The organism is Mycoplasma feriruminatoris, from assembly GCF_000327395.2.
GTDB classification, from domain to species: Bacteria; Bacillota_I; Bacilli_A; order Mycoplasmatales; family Mycoplasmataceae; genus Mycoplasma; species Mycoplasma feriruminatoris.
Genome location: NZ_CP091032.1, coordinates 268,535 through 292,092, shown reverse-complemented (window position 1 = coordinate 292,092; position 23,558 = coordinate 268,535). Strand labels below are relative to the sequence as shown.

Here is a 23,558-nt window from a genome sequence, read left to right as displayed (position 1 = left end):
ATTTATTTTTGACAATTTGAACAATAATAAGTTCCTCTACCATTAACTTTTATTTTTGAGATTTTAGTATCACAAATTTTACAATTTTTATTATTTAAGTGTACTAAAAGTTTGTTTTGATAACTTCCAGTAACTCCAGGAAGTGATTCAAAATCACTAATTGTACTTCCTTTTAATAAAATAGCTTCACTTAAAACTTGTTCACAGTTTTTAATAATTTCACTTGTTTGTTGTTTTGTAATTAAATTAGCACTAGTTAAAGGGTTAATTTTTGATAAAAACAATACTTCATTTACATAAATATTTCCTAATCCACTAATTACATGTTGATCTAGTAAAACTGTTTTAATTGCTTTATTTGATTTTTGTAATTTATTAAATAAGTAATCAACACTAGTTAAATTGTTTAAAGGAATTGGTCCTAGTTTATCTAAATGAGAATCTTTTAAAAATGTTTGTTTATTATAAATATTTAAAGTACCAAATCCACGCATATCATAAAATCTAAAAACTAAATTATTATCTAATAATATTTCAGCTCTTAATCAAGATTTTTTATAAGCAAATTGATCAACATTTTCAATTACTCATTTACCAGTCATTCTTAAATGTGAAATAATCACATGATCTTTTAATTCAAAAACTATATATTTTGCTAGATTATAAACATCTAATATTTTTTGGTTTTTAGTTAAATTAATAAATTGATCAACACTAGTTGATGAAATGATTTTATTTGTAAATATTTGTGCATTTAAAATAGTTCTATTAATTAAGCTTGGTTTTATTGTATTTGTAACTGTAACAACTTCTGGTAGTTCTGGCATAAAATCCTTTCTATTTTAAATCAAATCAAGTTTTACCAACTGATTCTCCAACTTTTAATTTAACTACAACTTGATCATTAATATTTAAATCAGTAAATAGTTTTTCTAAAGCATTTTGTAGTTCATTTATAACTATAGTTTTAGTTTGTTCTAATTGATTATCATCAACTTCTAAAATAATTTCATCATGAATTTGAGCTACAATTTTAGCATCTAAATTTTGTTCTTTTAACTTTTTATAAATACTTATCATAGCAACTTTTAAAATATCTGAAGCTGTTCCTTGAATTGGAGTATTAACTGCTATTCTTTTTCCAAATTGTTTAACATTATAATTTGTTGAATTTAATTCATTAATATATCTTCTTCTATTTGATAAAGTTGTTATATACCCATTATTTGTAGCAATTTCTACTTGTTTTTCTTTAAAGTCTAACAAACTAGGAAAAGCAGCATAATAATCATTGATCATTTGTTTTGCTTGACTAACACTAATATTTAAATCATTTGCTAATCCAAAATCAGTTAAACCATATAAAATACCAAAATTAAATACTTTAGCTATTCTTCTTTGTTCACTAGTAATTTCATCATCTTTTAAATTAAAAATTAATTTAGCAGCTCTTGAGTGGATATCTACATTTTGATTAAAAGCTAAAACTAAATTAGGTTCTTTTGACATTTGAGCTAGTACTCTTAATTCAATTTGAGAATAATCATAACTTAAAAAAGTCTTGTTTTTATTTGCTATAAATATTTTTCTAACTTCTTTTTGATCAGTATCTCTAATAGAAATATTTTGAATGTTTGGATAAGATGAACTTAATCTTCCGGTATTTGTTAAAGTGTGATTAAAAATAGTATGAACTTTATTATCATCAAAAATAAACTTTTCAAAACCTTTTAAATAAGTTGTATATAATTTAGTATATTTTCTATGTTCTAATAATAAGTTAATAATTGGATGATAATTAACTAGTCTTTCTAAAACTTCTTTACTAGTAGTTCCTTTTTCTAAATTAGGTAATTTTAATTTATCAAATAATAATTCTTGAATTTGTTTTGGTGAAGAAAAATTAAAATCACTATCAATATATTCAGCTACAATGATTTTCATTTGTCCTTCAATATGATTAATTTTTTTTAAAATTTGTTGAGTTTGTAGTTTTAATTGTTCTTTATCAATTAAAATTCCTTGTTCTTCAATATCATATAAAACTTCAATTAAAGGATGATCAATTTTTAAATATAGATTATAAGTATTAGTATCTTTTAATTGTTCAATTAGTTTATCAGTATATTTTTTTAATAAATAACTTTTTTTAGTAATATATTTTGACTTAATATCTAAATCAATATCAGGATTTTTTTTAACACCTTTACCAAAAACATTTTCATTAGTATCTAGATCAACTTGTTCATCAATTAGTTTAATTTGACTAGATAAATCAGCACTAATATTAGCATTTAAAGAATAACAAGCTACCATAAAATCAAAACTAAAATTACTTGGTTTTACATTATAATTATGGTTTTTTAATAAATAAGAGGTTTTTTTAATATCATAAGTGTATTTTAAAAAACTTGGATCATTTAAAAACTCTTCAAATAAAACATCAACACTATCTAAATTAGTATCTTCAAAAAATGATAATTGTTGAGCTTTATTTTTAAAATCTAAATAAAAATTTCCTTTAGTATTTGAAATAGCTATTCCAATAATTTTATCTTTATGATAATCTTCTTCTAATGATTCAACATATAAATAATTTATTTGATCTTGATAATCTTTAGATCAAGAATTAATAATTTTAGTTTCAATTTTTTCTTTAACAACTGATTTAAAATCAATATTTAAAATATTTGTAAAACGTTTTTTTAAAGAAAACATTTGATATTTATTTAAAAATTCTTCAATATTATTAATATTAAAATTTAGTTTTTTAAATGAAAAATTATCTATATTAACATCAGTTTTAATAGTAGCTAGATTTTTACATAAAAAAGCCATATCTTTATCTTGTTCTAATTTAGTTTTAATACTATTAGTTAGTTCATTTAAATGATTATAAATATTTTCTAAATTATTATATTGTTGAATTAATTTAATAGCTCCTTTTTGTCCAATCCCATTAACTCCTTTTAAATTATCAGAACTATCTCCAACAATTGCTTTATAATCTGCAACTTGATTAGGTTGTATTTGTCATTTTTCAAATAATTTATTAGTATCAACTTCTTCAAGTTCATTAACACCTTGAATTGGATTTAAACAAATAACATTATTTGTAATTAGTTGATACATATCTTTATCACTACTTAAAATTTCAGCTTGTAGATTTTCAAATTGGTTTTCAGCTAGTTTACAAATTGATCCAACTATATCATCAGCTTCAATATTATCTTGTTCAAATCATTGAATATTTGCTTTTGTTAAAAACTCTCTAATAATACTAAATTGTTGAACTAATTCATCTGGAGTTTTAATTCTATTAGCTTTATAATCAGTTAATAAATCGTGTCTAAAATTTTTTTTACCTTTATCAAAAGCAATTAAAATATGATCATAAGGTCCTCTTTGATTAATAACAGATAATAACATACTAATAAAAGAATAAACAGCATTTGTAATAACACCTGTATTTGTTTTTAATAAATAAGAATTAGATGAATAAGCAGTAGCATAATAAGCTCTAAAAATTAAAGAATTTCCATCAACTACTAATATTTTAGTTTTCATACAATCTCCTATATACTCTTAATTAAACTAACAAATTTAATTGAAGTTTTATTATCTTTTTTAGTTTTTAATACTTTAAAAATATAAGCTTTATTAACTACTAATTGATTTATTAAATTCATATAATCACTACTAAATATTGTTAATTCAATTTCACTAGTGTTATCAAAAATTGTTACAAATGCCATTTTGTTATTATTTTTATCTTTAATTTCTTTAATCTTTAAAACATAACCTAAAATTACTTGGTTTTTATTATATTCAAGTTTTGAAATATCTACTAAGTTTAAATTAAAATTACTTGTTTTTAATTTTAAAATTGGGTTTTGGTCTATAAAAAATCCGTATAATTCTTTTTCAAAACTAGCTAAAGTTTCATCTTCATATTCATCATAAATAATTAGATTAATTTTTTCATCATCTAAAATATTATTCACTTCTTTATAAGCATTAGCTTGATTAATTAAAAGATCTAAATTCTCTAACATTGTTTTTTTATTATAATTAAAAACATCTAAAGCTCCAGCTTTAATTAAAGTTTGTAAAGTATTAACGTTAATTTTTTGTTTAACCATAGCTAGTATGAAATTATGGATATCTAAATACATATCTTTATTTTCTTTTTTTGCTAGATTAATTTTTTTAACTATTTCATATCCAATAGATTTAATACAAGTTAAAGGCATAAAAATTTGTTTATCAATAATTTGATAATTAAAAGTAGAATTAATTACACTAGGTTTATTTACTTTAATTTTATATTCATACAACTCTTTAATATATTGTTGAGTTTTAATTTCATTACCAATATTTTGATCTAATAAACTAGTATAAAATTCAGATGTAAAATGAGCTTTAAAATAAGCTAATCAATAACTAATATAAGAATAAGAAATTGAATGTGATTTATTAAATCCATAATTTGAAAACTTTTCAATTCAATTTCAAATTAAATTAGCTTTATTATAAGAAAAATTATTTTTAACTGCACTATTTATAAATTCTAATTTCATAGATTGCATTACTTTATTATTTTTTTTACTCATAGCTCTTCTTATAATATCTGCTTTTGCATAAGAAAAATTAGCTATTTTATTTAGCATTTGCATTACTTGTTCTTGATAAACAATAATTCCATAAGTTGGTTTTAAAATCTCATAAACACTTTGATCAATAATTTTATATTTATTAGTTTTTTTATTTTCTAAATAAGTTGGAATCATTTCTTGAGGACCTGGGCGATATAAAGCTGAGGCTGTTGAAATTAATTCAATAGAATCAACTTGCATTTTAGAAACTAAATCAGTCATACCTTTTGATTCAAGTTGAAAGATTCCTGAAGTTTGTTTGTTTTTTAAAAGTTCAAAAGCTTTTTTATCATTTAAAGGAATTTTATTTAAACTAATTTTTAAATTTTGATTTAAATAAATTAAATGCTTAATTTCTTGAATAGTAGTTAGATTTCTTAACCCTAAAATATCCATTTTAATTAAACCTAAAACATCTAAATAGTTCATATCAAATTGAGTTTGATTAATTCCATTAAACCCACTTTTAATAGGTACTAGTTCTCTTAAATCACAATCAGTTAAAACAACTCCAGCTGCATGTGTTGAAGTTTGACGTGGTAAGCCTATAATTTTATGCATTATTAAAAAAATTTCTTTAAATAAGTCATCTTTAAAATAATCATTTAATAATTTATTTTCTTTAACAAATTCTAAAAAATCATAACTAGCAAATTGATCTAAAATTTTTGAAATTTTATTTACAATTAATAGATCAATATTATAAACTCTACATACATCTCTTCAAGCCATTTTATATCCAATAGTTTGATAAGTCGTAATCATTGCTACGTGATTTTTTCCATACTTTTCAAATAAGTATTCTAAAACTTCTTCTCTTCTATTATCTTGAAAATCTAAATCAATATCTGGTAAATTAGAACGATCAGGATTTAAAAATCTTTCAAATAAAAGATCATATTCTAATGGATCAATATCTGTAATTCTTAATAAATAACTAATTAAACTACCAGCAGCACTTCCTCTTCCAGGACCTACTAAAATATCATTTTTCTTAGCAAAATTTACATAATCACTAACAACTAAAAAATAGTCACTAAACCCCATTTGTTTAATAACTTCTAATTCATAATTTAATCTATTAACATATAAATCTAAATTAATATTTGGTTTTACTTTTTGCTTATATTTTTTTAATGATAATAAACAGATTTGTCTTAAATATTCATATGAAGATAAATTGTTGGCATTTTTATATTTAACTAAATGTTTTTCTGAGTTTTCAAATAAGTTAAAATCAACTTTTAAATTAATTTGTTCATTAACTTTTTTAATATTATCTATTGAATAATTAGTAGATAAAAAATTAATATCTGGATAAAAATAATTATTAGTATTAGTTATTTGATCAATAGTTTTATTAGTTTTAATTGCATTTAAAATACTATAAGCTTTTTTATCATTAATATCTAAATAACTAATTTGATCAAAATATAAATTTAAAAAATTAACATCATAAAAATCATCTTTAAGCTTATTAATTAAATTATTTTTAAAATCTAAATCATTAATTAAACCAACTATAATCACATTATTATTAACTAGTTCTAAAATATATTCTTTTATTTCATAATCATAATGATTAAATCCATCATTTAAAAAACTAGAAATAAAATTTAGAATTTGATAACCTTTTTTATTTTTAGCATAAATAACTAGTTTAGAAAAATCTTGTAAACAGATTGTTAATCCAATTATTGGTTTTATGTTATTATCAGTAGCTTTTTTAAAAAACTCAGCTACTCCATACATATTATGAGTCTCACTATAAAAAGCATAACTAAGATTATTTTTTTTAATAAATTCTATGTATTGATCAATAGTTATTAAAGATTCTAAAAAATCATATTCATTTTTAACAGTTAATAAAGATAAATAGTTCATAGTTACTCCTTAATAATAATTTTAGTGAGTTTTTTATAGTTTTAAAATAATAAACAAGTTATAAGTTATATATAGATTTAAATATTAATAAATAATAGAAAAACATTATAAAATATAGATTAAATAAGAATATTTTAAATAGATAAAAAAATCTAAGTTTTTATATAACTTAGATTTTTTATTTTACTAAAATAACAAAATATTTTTTCTTACCTTTTTTAACTAATAAATATTTATTTTCAATTAATTTAAAATCACTAATTAGTATATTTTCATCTTCAATAATTTGATTATTTATCATAATTGCTTTATTAGTTAAAAATTCTCTAGCTTCTCTTTTTGAACTAGCAGTTTTTAATTGGATTAAAGCATCAATTACTTTAGTTTCTTTACTAATTTGAGTATTTGGTAAAGAGTTTAAAGCCATTTGAAATAAATCATCAGTTAAAGAAAATAAATCACCACTAAAAAAGGCATCAGTTAGTTTTAAAGCTTTTTCTAGACCTTGTTTTTTATGAACAAACTGAGTCATTTCACTAGCTAAAGCTTTTTGTAAAAAATGTTTATAAGGTTCTTTTTCATGTTCTTTTACTAATTGATCAATTTGATCTTTAGTTAAAAATGTTAAACATTTTAATAAATTAATGCAATCTTGATCTGTTTGATTAAATCAAAATTGATAAAACTCATATTCACTAGTTTTATTTTTATCTAATCACACAGCTCCAGATTCAGTTTTTCCAAATTTTTGACCATCTGATTTAGTTAATAAATTAATAGTTAAACCTGCAGCTTTATTATTTTTATTAATAGTATAACTAATAAAATCTATACCACTAGTAATATTTCCTCATTGATCAGAACCACCAATTTGTATACTACAGTTATTGTTTTTATATAAATGATAAAAATCATAAGCTTGTAGCATAGTATAACAAAACTCAGTTACTGATAAACCTGTTTGAATTCTTGTAGCAATTGATTCTTTTGCTAATAAATAACTTAGATTAAAATGTTTTCCAATATCTCTTAAAAAGTCAATTAAACTAATATTTGCTAATCAAGTATTATTGTTTACAAAACTAACTGTTGGAATAATTTCTTTTAATTGTTCACTAATTTTTTTAATATTATGATCAACTTGGTCTTTAGTTTGTAAAACTCTTTCACTTGCTTTAAATGAAGGATCACCAATCATTCCAGTAGCTCCACCAATCAAAGCTATTGGTTTAAAGTTAAAATCAGCAAATCTTTTTAAAGTAATAATCATCATTAAATGCCCAACATGAAGTGAATCAGCTGTTGGATCAAACCCACAATATACTGCATCATTATTATTTTGAGCATCTAAAATTTTAGATTCATTAGTAACTTGTTTAATTAAACCTCTTCATTTTAATTCTTCTAATATATTATTTTTCATAAAACTTCCTATTCAACTTTTTTTAATCTAAGATTTTCAATATTTTCTCTACCAAATTTTGCTTGTTTTTGATTATTAAGTAAAACTGCATCTCCTGTAAAGTGAATATTGATTTTAGCAAGAGCAGAACCAACTCCATAAATATCTACTGGAACATTATTTTTTTCAAATTCTTTTATTTTGTTTGCACTAAATCCTGATGAAACAATAATTTTAGTATGATTACATCCAACATTATCTAAAGCTTTTCTAACTTCTCTAACTAAAGCTTCACTAACACCATTTAAATTAGTTTGACCAACATAATCTTTATTATTAATAAAAAACTTATCAGTTAAATTTTCAGAAGTATCTAATCTAACTGCATATAGTTTGTCTTTAAAATGACTTCCAATTTTAGTTGCCATATTAACACAATCATTATCATAATCAATTAGAACAACTAAGTTATTATTTGGAAAAGTTTGATGAAATGCTTGAGCAGCTTTTAAAGTATCTCCATTAAAAGATTGAATTAAAGCATGAGGCATTGTACCTGAAGGAGTTGGTATACTGTTATCATTGATATATTCTAAACTAGCTTGAGTTACAAATAATTTAAACCCACCAACATAAGAAGCATAACCATCACTAGCTAATGTTAAATAATTATCAGCTCTATCTAACATATTTAAAACAGGTTTATTGTTAGCTGCATTAATTATTTGCTTTGAATTAGTTGCTATAGAAGTATTTCTTGATAAAATTCCATCAATCATTCCTTCTAATCAACCAAAATCGTGATATTTACCAGTAATTTTTAAAACAGGTTCTTTATTACTAATAATATCTCCATCATTCAAAGCAAATATTTCTAAATCATTAAAATTAGGACAAGCAAATTTTAAAAGATCTATAACTTCACTAATTCCACATAAAACTACATTATCATTTCTTTGGAAAAACTGCATAGTTATTTTTTGATCAGGTTTAAAGTTTTTTAAAATTTCTACAGTTTTTTTAAAATAGTCAGCTACAAAATAACCATTTTTTATTCTAGAGTCAAACTTAAACTTGGTCTTGTTTTGCATAATATTCCTTTCAAAAACTTTCACCAATTTTATTATTATATTCACTACCTAATTCAATAATTCCTTGTTGATCATTTTCTATATTTAATTCTTTATAACTACATAACATTCCAAATGAATCAACACCTCTGATTTTACTTTGAACAATTTGTTGTCCATTAGGTAATCAACTATTTAAAGTAGCAACAACACAAATCACTTTTTTTCTAGCATTACTTGCTCCACAAATAATTTGTAAAACTTCACTTTTAATATCAACTTGACAAATATTTAAATGTGTTCCTTCAATTGGTTCACATTCAATAATTCTTCCAATTACAAATTGTAATTCTTGTTTAACTTCATAAATATCTTTTAATGTATTAATAACATAATCTACTACTTTTGTATCTTCAGAACAAAATCCTGAATTTAGTTCTAAATTTGGATCAACATCAAAGATATTTGCCCCAATTATTTGATCATTATTTTTCAATATTGTTATATTATTTATTTGTTGAGTGGATGTAACTTTTTTGTTATAAAAACTTACCAATAAACTATTGAACTGTTTACTATAAAAAATTCCAAATTTTATGCTATTCACAGTCAATATCCTCCTTATACCATTGTATTATATTATATCAATTTATATAATTTAATTAAAGAAATAGAAATGAGTGGTTAATATAAAAATAGCGGTTCTTACTGATTCATCTTTTGATGGAAGAGTTAGTGATTATAAAGATTTATATGTGATTCCTTTAATGATCGTAACTCAAGATAATCAAACATATTATGATGATGAACATTTATCAAAAGACAAGTTTTATGACCTATTAAATAGTCAAGTTTTAAAAACAAGTCAAACTACTCCTGGAGATATGTTAAATATGTGAGATGATCTATTAACTAAATATGATCAAGTAATTTTTTTACCAATCTCAAAAGGATTAAGTGGGCAATACAATACTTTTAAAATGCTACAACAAACTGAAGAAAAATATGAAAATAAGGTTTTTGTATGTGATACTAATGCAGTTAGTGTTATTATGCAAGAAGTTGTTAAAAAAGTGTTTATGTGAATAAAAGAAAATAAAACTGCAGCTGAAATTTGTGATTTAGTTTCACGCTTAGTTGATGATTTTGTAACTTTTATTATTCCAAAAAACTTAGATACTTTAAAACAAGGTGGAAGAATTTCTCCAGCTGCTGCAGCTTTAGCTAAGATTTTAAAAATAACTCCAATTCTAAAATACGATGGAAGTATTGATAAACAATCAACAGCTAGAACATTTAAAAAGGCTTTAAAAGAAGCTTTAAGCTTATTAAAAGAACAAATCAAAGATTTAAAAATAATAGATATTTCATATTCTAGAACTGATGAACAAACTTTAGAATTGATTGAAACTATTATTAAAGAAGAACAATTAGAAATAAGACTAAAATCAGAATTAACAAATGTAATAGCATCACATACTGGAACTGATACTGTTGCATTAGTGGGTTGAAAAAAATAAAAGGAGAATATAATGAGATTTGGTATATTAGTTGATAGTGCTGCTATTTATGATCCTATTGAATTTAAAGATACAATTATTGATGTAATTCCATTACATATTGTTTTTCCAAATAATGATGAATATTTAGATATCAATAGTATTGTAGATCAAGAAAAAATTTTAGAAAGAGTTTCAGATGGGGCTAATATAAAAACTAGTCAAGCAAGCCCTGGTGAACTAGAAAAAAAATACGATGAATTATTAGAAAAATATGAACATATTATTCATATTCCAATTACTAATAATTTATCATCAATGCTACAAACCGCTACTTTAGTTAGCCAAGATGAAAAATACAAAGATAAAGTAACAGTATATCAAAATAATGACCTTGCTGCTCAAGGTATTGGTTATACTGCTTTAGCACTAGCAAAAGCTATTGAAGAAAATAAAGTTCAAACAGTAGAACAAGTTATTGAATTTATTGACAACTATAAAGAAAAAGTTTTAATAGCTATTATCCCAGGAGATCTAAAAAAACTATCAAATGGTGGTAGAGCTAAAGGAGTTATTGCTACTGTTTTAAATCTTTTAAAAACTAAGTTGTTAATCATTTGAGCAAAAGAACCTAAAAAAGAAGCTATTGGTAGAACTTATAATAGTCTTATTGAAAAACTAATTAAAAATCTTTCTGATAAGTTTAAAAAAAATAAGTATAAGCTATACTTTTTATCAACCCCATTAACATCAAGTAAAACTGTTGATATTGTAAAACAAATTCTTACTGATGAAAAAGTAAATTTTGTCCACGGAAAAGTACCAAATATTTATACTATTCATGCTGGTATAGAAACTATTGGTTTTGTTGCAATAGAAGAATAAAAAAACTGGAAAAATCCAGTTTTTTTTAATTTCTATGGCAGGAGAGAAAGGAATCGAACCCTCAACGCTCGGTTTTGGAGACCGACGTTCTACCATTGAACTACTCTCCTATAAAAAAATCACACTAAGTGTGATTTGATTTCAAAATGGCAGGGGCAACAAGACTCGAACTCGTGACACTCGGTTTTGAAGACCGATGTTCTACCTACTGAACTATGCCCCTAATAAAACTTATCTTTAATATTATAAATATAAATCATAAGTTTTTCAAGGTTAAACACATATCATTAATTAACTAAAGTTATTTTTCTTTATTAGAACATTCTAAACAATAACCATGGCCTTCAATTTTAAAATGAGTTAGTTTGATATTGTTTTTTTCACATAAATCTAGTAATTCTAAAAAATGATAATTTTCAATGCTTTTATCATCTAAATGAATTACTTTTAAACATTCATCACACTTTAAATGTACTGATTTATCTGCTGCTATTTCATATGAAATATCTTTACCATTAAAAGTATTTGCAAAAACTATATGTTCTTTTAATAGTAAATCTATTGTATTATAAACACTCATTACATTAATATTATTAATTTCAGATTCTAAATTATTAATAATTTCTTGAATAGTTAAATGATCAGAAACAAGTAACATTTTAATAATAATGCTTCTAATATCAGTTAATCTGATTTTTTTTAATTGTAATTTTTCAACTATTTGTTTGTATTTATTTTGTTGAGTTTTAGATAAATGAATCATTTATTGTAATTCCTCTATTACTTTTAATAAATCTTCAATAGTACGTAAGCTTAGTAATTGTTCATCACTAATTCTAATATTTAACTTTTCTTCTAATGTAACGACCATATCCATTAAATCTAAAGAATCTAAACCTAGAGATTTGAACTCACTGTCTTTTGTAATATTGCCCTTAGCACCTCTACTTTTTAACTCTTTAATAATTTGATTATAAATAGTCATTATTTCACCTAAGCTTTCTTCTATTTATTATTATATACAATTTTATAAGACCATTTATAGTTTTGATATCCAACACTTACTCTAGTATTATCATATGAAAATGTTAGTAAATCATCAAGTGCAAAAAGATTTTTGTTTTGTTTTTTTAACTCTTTTAAAAAGATAGTTTTAAACTGATTAATATTTAATTTATTATCATTAGTTAGTAATTTATTTAAATATTTTGAACTATCAATTATTGGTTTATTTATATTAACTGATTGTTTTAATAAGTTATTTTTATCAAGTGAAAAAACATTAGAAAAGTAAATAGAAGCAATTGTTGATAATATACAAGAAACTATTAAAATAAACATAATTGAAATCTTAATATTTTTACTTAACTTCATATTTAACTAACTCACTTTCTAAATTAGGATTAATTTCTAGACTATAAAAAAACTCTTTTGATAATAAATATTTGCTTACAAACTGATTTATAAAATCACAATCATTACAATCAACAAATTTAATGCTATTAATTTTGTTTTCAAATTTTAATAAATCATCAAAAATCTTTAAATCATAATAAAAAGTATTTTCAACTAACCCATTAAAAATAAAACCTTTGGTATTTGAATTATTTATAACTATTTGATCTTTTATTATTGAAGTGTTGTTAAAATAAATTCCATCATCTTTAACTAAGCCTTTAGGTAGATCTTTATAGTATTTATTAGGTTTTATATAATCATTAATTTGTAGTTTATTTATTTGAATAAAATTATTAACATTAGAGTTTAAAAGATTATTAATTAAATTGTTAATTTCTCAATTAGTATTAAAGTCTTTATGTAAATTCACATTAAAATTAGAATCAAAATCCATAATTTTTTGATATTTTTGATTAATCATAAAATCTAGTTGTTTGTAGTTTAATTCATAAGTTAAAAGACTAGTTAATTCTGATTTGTTTTTGTATTTATCAAAGTTTTTATAATAAGTGATTAGATTGTTTAAATATTTGTTTTTATTATGTTTAGCTTTAGTGTTTAACAAAATAGTATTACTAAATTCTTCATTTAAATTATTAGCTTTAAACTTAGCATCAAAAAATAATTCTAATTTATTATTATTAAAAATATTTACTGGTATGTTTATTATGATAAATTGTTTTTCTTTATTAGTTGAGATTTGATAATTAATTAGATTTTTTTCATTACTAGTTAGTTTAACTAGCTTGTTGTTATTTTTATAACTAATTGAATAAAAAAGATTATACAAATTATTTGATAACTTAGTTTCATCATAATAACGTGAATTTTTAGAAACTATTAAATAAAGTTTATAAAATTCTTTTTTATCTTCTTGATATTTTTGTTTTGAAAAAATTGCATCAACTAAATAGTTAGGTTTTTGAGTTAATCTACTATTTCTAACTTCTATTTCTTTATATTCAATACTCATAATTACACCTCATATAAGTATTAGAAAAAAAATTAGAAAAATAACCTTTTTTAATAAAAACAAAAAAACAACACCTAAGTGTTGTTTGTTATTTTCTTTATGGGGCGTAGAACGGGGATCGAACCCGCGAATGTCAGAGCCACAACCTGATGTGTTAACCACTTCACCACCTACGCCATTAACTATTTTATTATCTAAAATTTATTATATAAAGTCAATATAATTGAACTTTTTTTAATCTAAAAAAGTAGTTAATTTTTAACTACTTTTATTTATTATCTATTAATTGTTATTTTTATAAAACAAATTTAGTTCCACTTAAATTTTGTAAAACTTTTTCAGCTTGTTCTAAAGATCCGATGTATGCTGGTTTACCATTTGTTTTTTGAACAAATGACATTACAGCTTGAATTTTTGGAAGCATTGATCCTGATGCAAATTGGTGTTGTTCAATATATTCTTGAGCTTGAGCTAAAGTTAATTGATCTAAAGCTTGTTGATTTTCTTTTTTATAATTAATCATCACTTTATCAACTGCTGTTAGAATAATCAAGCTTTGAGCATCAATAATTTCAGCAATTTTAGCAGCTGCAAAATCTTTATCAATAACTGCAGCAATTCCTACTAATTTATCATCTTCTAGATAAACTGGAATTCCACCACCACCTCCAGCAATCACAATAAATGAATTATTAACTAGTTGTAAAATAGCTTCTTTTTCAACAATATCAATTGGTTTTGGTGAAGCAATTACTCTTCTTCATCCTCTTCCAGCATCTTCAGAAATACTTCAGTTATTTTCTAAAGCTAGTTTTTTAGCTTCAGTTTCACTCATAAATGAACCAATTGGTTTAGTTGGTTTTAAAAACGCTGGATCATTTTTATCAACTAAAGTTTGAGTAACAATAGTTGCTGTATGTTTATTAATATTTCTTTGTTTTAATTCATTATCAATAGCTTGTTGTAAGTGATACCCAATATATCCTTGACTCATTGATCCACATTCAGGAAAATCTACAATTGGAGATTTTGATTCATTTTTATTTGCAATATCAAAAGCATTATTAATCATTCCAACTTGAGGACCATTTCCATGAACAATTACAATATCATTTCCTTGTTGAATAAAATCTACTAAAGATTTAGCTGTTTTTTTAACAATTTCTAACTGTTCAGTTGGTGAATTTCCTAAAGCATTCCCACCAATTGCTATTACAATTTTTGACATATTATAAATTCCTTTCTATTTTTAACTAAAAACAAACCACTCATTAAAATATAAGATTAATGAGTGGTAGTTAAATATTTATAAAATTAAATTATTTATTTGTTGGTTGTTGTTGAGTTATACAGTGAATATTACCACCACCTAGTAATATTTCACGAGCCATTACTGGTTCAATTGTATAATCTGGATAAACTGATTGAAGTGTTCTAATAGCTGATTCATCATTTTTATCACCAAAAATTGGCAAAATGATTGCATTATTTGCAATATAATAATTTGCATAGCTTGCTGGTAATCTTTGTTCAGGTTCTCTTGACATAGTATCACAAACATCAATTCCATCAGCTTCTTCAGCTTTAATAAATAATGGACCTGGTTGATATAGTTTAGTTACTCTAATTTTTCTTCCTTTAGCATCTAAAGTATTTGTTAAAATATCATACGCTAATTTAGAACGTTCATATTGTGGATCAGTTGTATCATCTGTTCAAGTTAAAACAACATGACCTGGACTTACAACATTTAATAGATTATCAACATGACCATTAGTTTCATCATTATAAACTCCTAATGGTAATCAAATTACTTTTTCAACACCACAATATTGTTTTAGATTTTCTTCAATTTGTTGTTTTGTTAGATCTGGATTTCTATTTTCATTTAATAAACATTCTTCAGTTGTATATAAAGTTCCATCTCCATCAGTATGAATACTTCCACCTTCTAAAACAAAATCAGTTCTATAATAATCAATATTAGAAATTTCACAAACTTTTCTAGCTATAGCATCATCTTTATCTCAAGGAAAGTATAATCCACCTTTAAATCCTCCTCAAGCATTAAAGACTCAATCAACTCCACGAATTTCTCCATTACTATTTTTAACAATAGTTGGTCCTACATCTCTCATTCAAGAATCATCATTTGACATTTCAACTAATCTAACATTTTCATTTAAAAGATTTCTAGCGTGTTCAAATTGTTGATGAGAAACTACCATACTAACTTTTTCATACTTAGAAATAGTATTAGCTACATTTGCAAACACACGTTGAGCTGGTTTTGCTCCTAGTCTTCAATTATCTGTACGTTCTGGTCAAATCATTCAGCATTGATCATGAACTTCTCATTCAGCTGGCATTCTAAAACCATCTTGTTTAGGAGTTGAATTTAGTTTTTTACTCATAACTTTATTCTCCTTTAGCTAATTTTTGTTTTTTATTTTGACGTGATGATCATCATATTAAAAGTTCTCCAATACCAATACAAATAATAGTTCCAATTAAGGCAAATAATACATATCCACCACCTGAATTTAATGCTCAAGTTTTTTGTCCTACAATTATTTCACCAAATAAGAATAATATGATACTTAAACATAAAATGACCATTGGAGTAATTACAACAATTCAAGCAAATCATTTAGGTCCAGGTATTTTAAATGGACGTTTTAAATCTGGATATTTGTATCTAATAATAATAAAACTTGGAAATATTAGTAAATAAGGTAATAAGAAAATAATTGATGAAAAGGCATACAACTGTCAAAAGATTTCAGAAATTTCTCCACTTGGTGATAATAACCCGGCAATAATTAGTAAAACTGTACATACACTTCCAGTAATAATAGTCGCTCATAATGGAGAATCATTTTTTAAAACTATTGCAAATACTTTTGGAAACTCTTTATCACTTGCTGCTTCTTGAATAGCTTTATTTGCTCCAGTACTTCAAGTAATCATATTTCCAAAAAAAGTAAATAATAAGAAAACACCTAAAATTTTAGTTAGCCAATTAGGAAAGACTTTTTCTATAGTTTGAATAATACCATTAGAAACGTCTAAAGTTTTAACATCTAATATAACATTAACTGCAATAGTTCCAATGATATAAGAAATTACAATAGTAACTCCAGCTAATATAGTTGATAATGGAATGTCACGTTTTGGATTTTTCATTTCACTTGCAGTATTTGAACCTAATTCAAAACCAGAAAGGTTATAAATAATTACTGGTAGAAAAACAATTCCTTTACTAAATGAAGGTAAAATTCCATATTCTTTATCAGTTATACTTGTACTAACACTATTTCCAGTAGCTAATCAAGTAATAGCTGCAGCAATTAAACCAATTGTTACAATTAGTTTTGAAATTGATGAAAAATTAGGTAATCACTTAGTATATTTGAAATTTAATAATCCAACAAATACTGTTAATCAAGTAATAAGAATAGCAATACCTATTTGAGTTCATAAAGATAAAGGAGCGTGAGAGAAAAATATTTTTGATAAAGTTGAAGAAAATGCAATGTAAACTGAAGACATTCATAACCCAACATTTAATCAATAAAATCAATTTGTTCTAGCCGCTCATTTATTACCACAAGCATTTTTTACTCACGTATAAATTCCACCACTATCACTATATGCTGCTCCTAATTCAGCTGTGATTAACCCATAAGGTAAAAAGTATAAAATGGCTAATAAAATTCAATAAATTATTGATTGTCAACCAATTGCTGCTGCTGATGCAAATGAATCTAAGACAAAAACTGCACTAAATGTAAAGGCAATAATATCAAATAATCTTAGACCTTTTTTTGCTTTAGACATAATTAATATAAATTACTTATTGTTTTTTTCAGCATAATCATTATTATATGAATAACGTTGCTTTCATGATCTGTCTTGATGTTCCATGAAAGCTTCAACTTTACCTCTATAATAATCTTTAACAGCATTAGATGATTTATCAATTTGTGGGTATAGATAGTAAACTAACAGACCCATTTGAGCTGTTAATCGATTTTCAGCTTGCTCAAAAGCAATTGATTGTTCTGAATCAATTACTTCATCATAAACTTCTACATTTCTTGAAGCAGGTAAACAGTGCATAAATAATGCTTGTTTTCCTGCTTTTTGCATTAATTCTGGTGTTACTTGATAAGTTGGTTTGAAAGCTTGCACTCTTTCTTCAGCTTCATCTTCTTGATCAACTCATCATCATAAATCAGTATAAATAATATCTGCATTTTTAACGTGCTCTAAATCTTCAGTTACTAATACAGACCCACTATTTGCTTGTTTAATATTTTCGTTGGCAATATCAACTCATTCTTGTGGACTTTGATATTTTTTTGGTGAAATATGAACAAAATTCATACCTAGTTTAGTAGTTATATGCATTGTTGATGAACATACATTAGTTCTATCTCCAATAAATACAACTTTAATATCATCAAACTTAATATCTTCATATTCTTTGTTTTTAGTTTTTGATAAATGTTCTAACATTGTAAACACATCACAAATTACTTGAGTTGGATGGTTATAATCTGTTAGTCCATTTAAAACTGGAACATCAGCATATTTTGCTAAATTTAAAACAGTTTCGTGTTTTAAAGCTCTACACATAATTCCATCACACATGTGAGATAAAACTTTAGTTGTATCGTATAAACTTTCACGTACACCTAAATGTAATTCACCTGGTTTTAAGTATTGTGCATGACCACCTAATAAAGTCATTGCAGCTTCAAATGAAACACGCGTTCTTGTTGATGGTTCTTCAAAAATCATTGCTAAAGTTTTGTTTTTTAACAATTCAGGAACAGCACCACTATAACGTGCTTCTTTTAACATTTTCATTAACCTAAATATTTCAAAAATTTCTTTTGTACTCAAATCTTGAGTATCAATAAAATGACGAACTTTATTCATAGAATAACTCCTTTCTTAACTTTATTTTAGCATTGATTGTTTTTTTTTTTTTAAATTACAAAAGGTTTTAGCACCTATATACAAGTTATTTAATGGCAAAAATTTATCAAAAATAAAAAGAAGTTTATATAATAAACTTCTTCTTAAATCTTATATAGATAGCTTTTAATGATATTTTTTTAATTTAAATAAAAAAATAAAAAAAGATCTTAATCATTTGATTAAGATCATTTAATAGTCTAATCTAAGTTTTATTTTTTTGCTTTTGTGAATATAAATCCTGATAATCCAGCTCCAATTAATGAAAATACTAGACCTGAATATGCAAGACCTTTAAGTTTAGCTGGTGTGTTAGATTTCCCACTTAATGCGGCATCTAGATCTTCTAACGCATTTGCTAAACCATAAGAATTATATTTAGCTAGAGCAACTGAAGCTAAAATTAAAGCAATAAGTAAAACTACATAACCAATAACAACAATAACTAAGTTATTTTTATTTGCAATAAGTTTGTCTTTGTTTTTAAATACTAATCATGAAACAAAAATAATAGCAGCTAAAGTAATTACTAATCCAATTACACTAACAGGCACTATGTCTTTTCCTAATTCTTCTGATTTTTCTGATAAAATGTGAAACATTATATTTTTTAGCCTCCTGTAAAAATTTTATAATTTCTAATTATTCATAATTTAAAATCCAACAAAAAATGTTGAAATATTAAACAAAAAATTTAGTCTTTTTTTATTGATTATTTAATGTTAAAATTACCTCACACTACAAAAACTTAAGTTCTTTTTAAAACTTAAATTGCTAATTAATTTTTGTTTTTATATGAACGAATTTATTTTTATAAACAAGTTATAGTTAGGAAAGTTATGTCAGAAAAAATTATAGAAATTAAAAATCTAACTAAAAAATATAATAATGGTTATGGGATTTTTGATATTAACTTAGAAGTTAATAAAGGTGAAATTTATGGTTATTTAGGACCAAACGGAGCTGGAAAATCTACAACTATTAGACATTTAATGGGATATATTAAACAAAATAAAGGAAAAGCAACAATTTTAAATAAAGACTGTTGAAAACACTCACATAAAATTCAACCCTCAGTTGGTTATTTACCTGGTGAAATTAATTATCCAGAAAACGAAAATGGTTTAAGTTATATTAAATTTATTTATAAATTAAGAGAACAAACTAATTGAGATTATGTTGAAAAATTAATTAAATATTGAGAGTTTAATCCAAATATTAAAATTAAAAAAATGTCTAAAGGTATGAAACAAAAACTAGGTTTAGTTTTATGTTTAATGCATCAACCTAAAGTTCTAATTTTAGATGAACCAACAACAGGATTAGATCCTTTAATGAAAAATAAATTTATCCAATTAATTTTAAGATTAAAACAAAATAACACTACTGTTTTTCTAAGTTCTCATATTTTTGAAGAAATCGAAAAACTATGTAATAAAGTAGCAATTATTAAAAATGGAAGAATTATTAATAAACTAGATTTAGATCAAATCAAAACTACTAGTGATAGAGAGTATAAAATTACTTTTAAAGACCATAATATTTATAGAAATGAATTTTTAGTAAATAATAATAATTTCATTGCAACTTATAAAGTTCCAATTAGTAAAGTTAATTATTTTTTTAATGAATTAAAATCATATGAAATTAGTCTATTTGAAGAAATTCCTTTTTCATTAGAAAATTACTTTTTAAAATTTTATAAAAAAGAAGGAGAATCAAATTAGTATGTTTAATTTACAATTATGAAAAAATTCATTTAAAAATACATTAATAGTTTGATTGTTTTGTATTCCTTTTTTTAGTTTTATAACAATTATTTTATTAGTTTCTATAAAGTATAATAATCAAACAATAAGTTTAGAATTATATAAAACTGTAATAAAAATTCTTTTTGATCAATATGGAATTTTAGTTATTTCAACTTTTTTAATTTCAGGAACTATTTCTTTAATAACAAGACCAATTGAAAAAGGTCATTTAACTTTTATACTTTCATCTAATTTATCTCGAACTAGTATTGTTTTAAGTAGGTTTTTATACTTTATATTTAGTATTACAGTTTATGTACTTGTTGTATTTATAATAAATGCAGTGTTTATGCAGATTAATCATATAAATAATGAACAATTTAATTTAGCAAACTGAAGTTTACAATGTTTTTCATTTTGATTAATGATAAGTGCAATTGGATCATTATGTTTTATGTTTAGTTGTATTTTTAATAAAGGAGTATGAGTTTTAATTTTTAACGGAGCTATTTTTACAATATTTGTAGCTAGTGATGTTATTAGTCAAGTTGGAGTTAGTTTAAATAGAGATTATTTAATTAACTTTAAACACTTTACTATATTAAGTTTGATTGATTTTAGTAAAGTATCAACTAAAAACATTTCTGAATTTTATATGAGTTTTATAATATTAGCTTTAATTATAGGTATATCAACAACTATTAGTATTACTAGTTTTATTAAAAAAGATTTACCATTATAAAAAAGAGAAGATTTTAATCTTCTCTTTTTGTTTGTTCTTCTTGTTTTTTAGTTGCTTTTTGTTTTTTAATGATTTTATAAGAAAAGAACCCTGCTCCTAGTAAAACAACAACTCCAGCTAAAGAACCACCAATAATTTCAGCAATTTTATGAGTGTTTTTATATTTTACAACAACCTTATCTAATTTATCTGATTTTAAATTAATAGTTGCTGTATATTTATCAATTTTAACATCAACATCAGATTCTTTTAGTTTATCTTTATCTAGTTCATTTATCTCATTAACTCTTTTAATAATTTCACTAATAGTTGGTTTTCTATCAAAAGAACCTATTTTCTCTTTTTTAATTAAACTAGCAAGTTTTTTATGTTCTTCTTTTTTATCTTCTTTTTTATCTTCTTTATCTTCTTTTTTAGTTTCAGCTTTTAAGACAATATTATTATTAGAATTATTATTAATTAAAAGTGGGCTTAATAAAATACTAGTAGTAGCTAAAGTACAAATAGCTAAAATACTTAATAACTTTTTCATTAGATCACCTTTCTTTTTGATTTTATGCTTATATCGTTATAATTTTATAACTATACAATTTATAAAATCAATCAATAATAATTTTTAAAATTGTTTTATTTTTCAATAATTTTAGTTTGACTTAAAATTTTTGCTGTTTTTGAAGTAATTAAGTTGTTAATTAAGAATTGAGCTGTAAATAAATAAATTCAAAATACTACCATTACTAAAGTATTAACACCAGAAATTAGATTACTATAATTCATTACTTCTTGTGATTTAGCAAATAATGCAACAAAGTTAGCTCCAGTTGTAATAGTTCAAATAATTGCAGGTAAAACTATATTATTAATTATTAATTTAACTGATAATTGTTTTCCTGATCTATAATTATCAACTAAAGTAGCTAATACATACATTACTAAACAAGTTGTTAATACTAAATAAGCTAATGCTCCAAATCATTTAGTCATTAATGGTGCTGTAAATGGTTCAGCAATATTTCCAACTTGAGCAATACCAACACATCCAGCTGTTAAAGTCATAAATGTTAGTAATAATAATGAATAATAAGTAATTGCTGGTCTTATTAGAATATGTTTATTTATCTTGTATTCTTTTTTAAAGAAAATATAAAATGCATGGAAAATAATTGCAAATATTGCTCATAACATTATAAATGAACCAATAGTTATTAAAGCAGTAATATTTGATGAATTTTGATCAATTACTTGTAATAACACACCACTTATAATTCCAGATAATAAAATACTTGGTAATAAAGCAAATAATAAGAATAATGAAAAACGTGAAATTTCAATACTAAAGATTTTTCATCCTAATTTTTTAGAATCTTTAGCCATTGCTTCATAATATTTAACAAAATATCTTGAACTATAAGAAGAATATTCAAATCCACGTTTTATATCATAAAACATTTCATCTCCTCTTCCGTTATTCATTGCACGTCTTTTTTCTTTTACATACATTTCATTAATTGCTTCTAGTACTGAAACACAACCATTTTCAAATACTTTAATATCACCAAATTTAATTAATGTTTTATAAATTTCATGCATTAAATTAGTTAAAAATACTGGTTTAAATGCTAGTGATGAATAAGATGAATAAGCCGCTTTAACACCTTCAAAATCATCTTCACTAATTTTAGTTTTTAAATTTTCAACAAATTCAATAGTTTTAGAGTAGTTAAATAAAACATTCATATCTCTATTTTTTAAATATGATTTAATACCAATAATTGTATTAAATAATAATTGTTTTAATAAAGGTATAAACATAGCAAATACCCCACCAACTAAAATTAGTTTAAATGGACTTAACAATGTATATAATAATGAGTCTGGAGCCATAAATCCAGTTAGTCTATATCCAGAAGCATTAATAGCATTTACTCAATCAGTTCATGAAGTTGATCCGTTATAAGCATCAACTTTTTTACCTCATTCAGATGCTGCTCCTAATTTTTCAATCAAAATAGTTTTTCAATTATTAACTCATGCAGAAGTTGAAGTCATTAGTGAGAAAAATGAATTACCATCATCTTTTACACCTCTAATTGCATAAATTGCAACCCCGTCAAGTCAAGCTGAATAACCAAAATAAATTACTGCAACAACTAATAAAATGATTGTTAATTTAACGGTTTTTTTCATTTTAACTCCTTTTCTACAATTGTAATTATATAATTTTGCAAAATAAAAAAGGTATTTTCTACCTTT

Annotated in this window: 21 protein-coding genes and 3 tRNA genes; 4 read left to right on the top strand and 20 right to left on the bottom strand. The window is 23.4% G+C overall.

The window, feature by feature from the left end; translation table 4 throughout:
- Positions 1 to 2: 2 nt before the first annotated feature.
- From mutM to ytpR, 6 genes are all read right to left on the bottom strand, one after another.
- Entirely contained in the window at positions 3 to 827 is an 825-nt protein-coding gene (gene mutM, locus D500_RS01370; protein WP_008364144.1) for a DNA-formamidopyrimidine glycosylase, read from the bottom strand.
- A gap of 10 nt (positions 828 to 837) precedes the next feature.
- A complete protein-coding gene (polA, locus tag D500_RS01365) occupies positions 838 to 3,567 on the bottom strand; it encodes a DNA polymerase I (RefSeq protein ID WP_008364146.1) in 2,730 nt (909 codons plus the stop codon).
- An 8-nt stretch (positions 3,568 to 3,575) separates the two neighbouring features.
- Positions 3,576 to 6,539 (bottom strand): DNA polymerase III subunit alpha, encoded by a 2,964-nt coding sequence (dnaE, locus tag D500_RS01360; RefSeq protein WP_008364148.1) that lies wholly within the window; start codon positions 6,537 to 6,539, stop codon positions 3,576 to 3,578.
- A gap of 178 nt (positions 6,540 to 6,717) precedes the next feature.
- The gene (tyrS, locus tag D500_RS01355; protein ID WP_008364150.1) at positions 6,718 to 7,962 is read right to left on the bottom strand and encodes a tyrosine--tRNA ligase; all 1,245 of its coding nucleotides are present in this window, start codon (positions 7,960 to 7,962) and stop codon (positions 6,718 to 6,720) included.
- Positions 7,963 to 7,970: 8 nt separating this feature from the next.
- Positions 7,971 to 9,032 (bottom strand): nicotinate phosphoribosyltransferase, encoded by a 1,062-nt coding sequence (locus D500_RS01350; protein WP_008364152.1) that lies wholly within the window; start codon positions 9,030 to 9,032, stop codon positions 7,971 to 7,973.
- Positions 9,010 to 9,618 carry a YtpR family tRNA-binding protein gene (gene ytpR / locus D500_RS01345; RefSeq protein ID WP_008364155.1) on the bottom strand — a complete coding sequence of 203 codons (609 nt, stop codon included), beginning with the start codon at positions 9,616 to 9,618 and terminating at the stop codon, positions 9,010 to 9,012. Before ytpR ends, D500_RS01350 begins: the two co-directional genes overlap by 23 nt.
- Positions 9,619 to 9,691: 73 nt before the next feature.
- Between ytpR and D500_RS01340 the strand changes: the two genes are divergently transcribed.
- Both D500_RS01340 and D500_RS01335 read left to right on the top strand, forming a co-directional pair.
- Positions 9,692 to 10,531, top strand: a complete 840-nt coding sequence (locus D500_RS01340) for a DegV family protein (RefSeq protein WP_008364158.1) — start codon at positions 9,692 to 9,694, stop codon at positions 10,529 to 10,531.
- A gap of 12 nt (positions 10,532 to 10,543) precedes the next feature.
- Entirely contained in the window at positions 10,544 to 11,395 is an 852-nt protein-coding gene (locus tag D500_RS01335; RefSeq protein ID WP_008364160.1) for a DegV family protein, read from the top strand.
- Positions 11,396 to 11,430: 35 nt separating this feature from the next.
- Here D500_RS01335 and D500_RS01330 read toward each other — a convergent pair.
- The 12 genes from D500_RS01330 to D500_RS01275 form a co-directional block, all read right to left on the bottom strand.
- A tRNA-Trp gene (locus D500_RS01330) sits at positions 11,431 to 11,505 on the bottom strand.
- Between the two features lie 37 nt (positions 11,506 to 11,542).
- Positions 11,543 to 11,618, bottom strand: a tRNA-Trp gene (locus D500_RS01325).
- A gap of 78 nt (positions 11,619 to 11,696) precedes the next feature.
- Complete coding sequence (locus D500_RS01320) at positions 11,697 to 12,158, bottom strand: Fur family transcriptional regulator (RefSeq protein WP_008364161.1); 462 nt, start codon at positions 12,156 to 12,158, stop codon at positions 11,697 to 11,699.
- Complete coding sequence (locus D500_RS01315; protein WP_008364163.1) at positions 12,159 to 12,380, bottom strand: acyl carrier protein; 222 nt, start codon at positions 12,378 to 12,380, stop codon at positions 12,159 to 12,161.
- Between the two features lie 20 nt (positions 12,381 to 12,400).
- Complete coding sequence (locus D500_RS01310; protein ID WP_008364166.1) at positions 12,401 to 12,769, bottom strand: hypothetical protein; 369 nt, start codon at positions 12,767 to 12,769, stop codon at positions 12,401 to 12,403.
- On the bottom strand, positions 12,756 to 13,826 hold the full coding sequence (locus D500_RS01305) for a hypothetical protein (RefSeq protein ID WP_008364168.1): 1,071 nt from the start codon (positions 13,824 to 13,826) through the stop codon (positions 12,756 to 12,758). The genes D500_RS01310 and D500_RS01305 overlap by 14 nt, the downstream gene beginning before the upstream one ends.
- Before the next feature lie 100 nt (positions 13,827 to 13,926).
- Positions 13,927 to 14,002, bottom strand: a tRNA-His gene (locus D500_RS01300).
- A gap of 119 nt (positions 14,003 to 14,121) precedes the next feature.
- Positions 14,122 to 15,054, bottom strand: a complete 933-nt coding sequence (gene arcC, locus D500_RS01295) for a carbamate kinase (protein WP_239759462.1) — start codon at positions 15,052 to 15,054, stop codon at positions 14,122 to 14,124.
- Positions 15,055 to 15,145: 91 nt separating this feature from the next.
- The gene (gene aguA / locus D500_RS01290) at positions 15,146 to 16,240 is read right to left on the bottom strand and encodes an agmatine deiminase (protein WP_008362420.1); all 1,095 of its coding nucleotides are present in this window, start codon (positions 16,238 to 16,240) and stop codon (positions 15,146 to 15,148) included.
- 4 nt (positions 16,241 to 16,244) lie between these two features.
- Entirely contained in the window at positions 16,245 to 17,666 is a 1,422-nt protein-coding gene (locus tag D500_RS01285) for an APC family permease (RefSeq protein ID WP_008362422.1), read from the bottom strand.
- 12 nt (positions 17,667 to 17,678) lie between these two features.
- Positions 17,679 to 18,773 carry a putrescine carbamoyltransferase gene (gene ptcA / locus D500_RS01280; RefSeq protein ID WP_008362424.1) on the bottom strand — a complete coding sequence of 365 codons (1,095 nt, stop codon included), beginning with the start codon at positions 18,771 to 18,773 and terminating at the stop codon, positions 17,679 to 17,681.
- A gap of 251 nt (positions 18,774 to 19,024) precedes the next feature.
- Positions 19,025 to 19,414, bottom strand: coding sequence for a TIGR04554 family membrane protein (locus D500_RS01275; RefSeq protein ID WP_008362425.1), 390 nt, complete (start codon positions 19,412 to 19,414; stop codon positions 19,025 to 19,027).
- Positions 19,415 to 19,651: 237 nt separating this feature from the next.
- Between D500_RS01275 and D500_RS01270 the strand changes: the two genes are divergently transcribed.
- Positions 19,652 to 20,539, top strand: coding sequence for an ABC transporter ATP-binding protein (locus D500_RS01270; protein WP_008362427.1), 888 nt, complete (start codon positions 19,652 to 19,654; stop codon positions 20,537 to 20,539).
- Position 20,540: 1 nt separating this feature from the next.
- A complete protein-coding gene (locus tag D500_RS01265) occupies positions 20,541 to 21,305 on the top strand; it encodes an ABC-2 transporter family protein (RefSeq protein ID WP_008362428.1) in 765 nt (254 codons plus the stop codon).
- Positions 21,306 to 21,318: 13 nt separating this feature from the next.
- Here the strand turns inward: D500_RS01265 and D500_RS01260 are convergent, their stop codons facing one another.
- The gene (locus D500_RS01260; protein ID WP_008362430.1) at positions 21,319 to 21,837 is read right to left on the bottom strand and encodes a hypothetical protein; all 519 of its coding nucleotides are present in this window, start codon (positions 21,835 to 21,837) and stop codon (positions 21,319 to 21,321) included.
- A gap of 95 nt (positions 21,838 to 21,932) precedes the next feature.
- A complete protein-coding gene (locus D500_RS01255; protein WP_008362432.1) occupies positions 21,933 to 23,492 on the bottom strand; it encodes a hypothetical protein in 1,560 nt (519 codons plus the stop codon).
- Between the last annotated feature and the right edge of the window lie 66 nt (positions 23,493 to 23,558).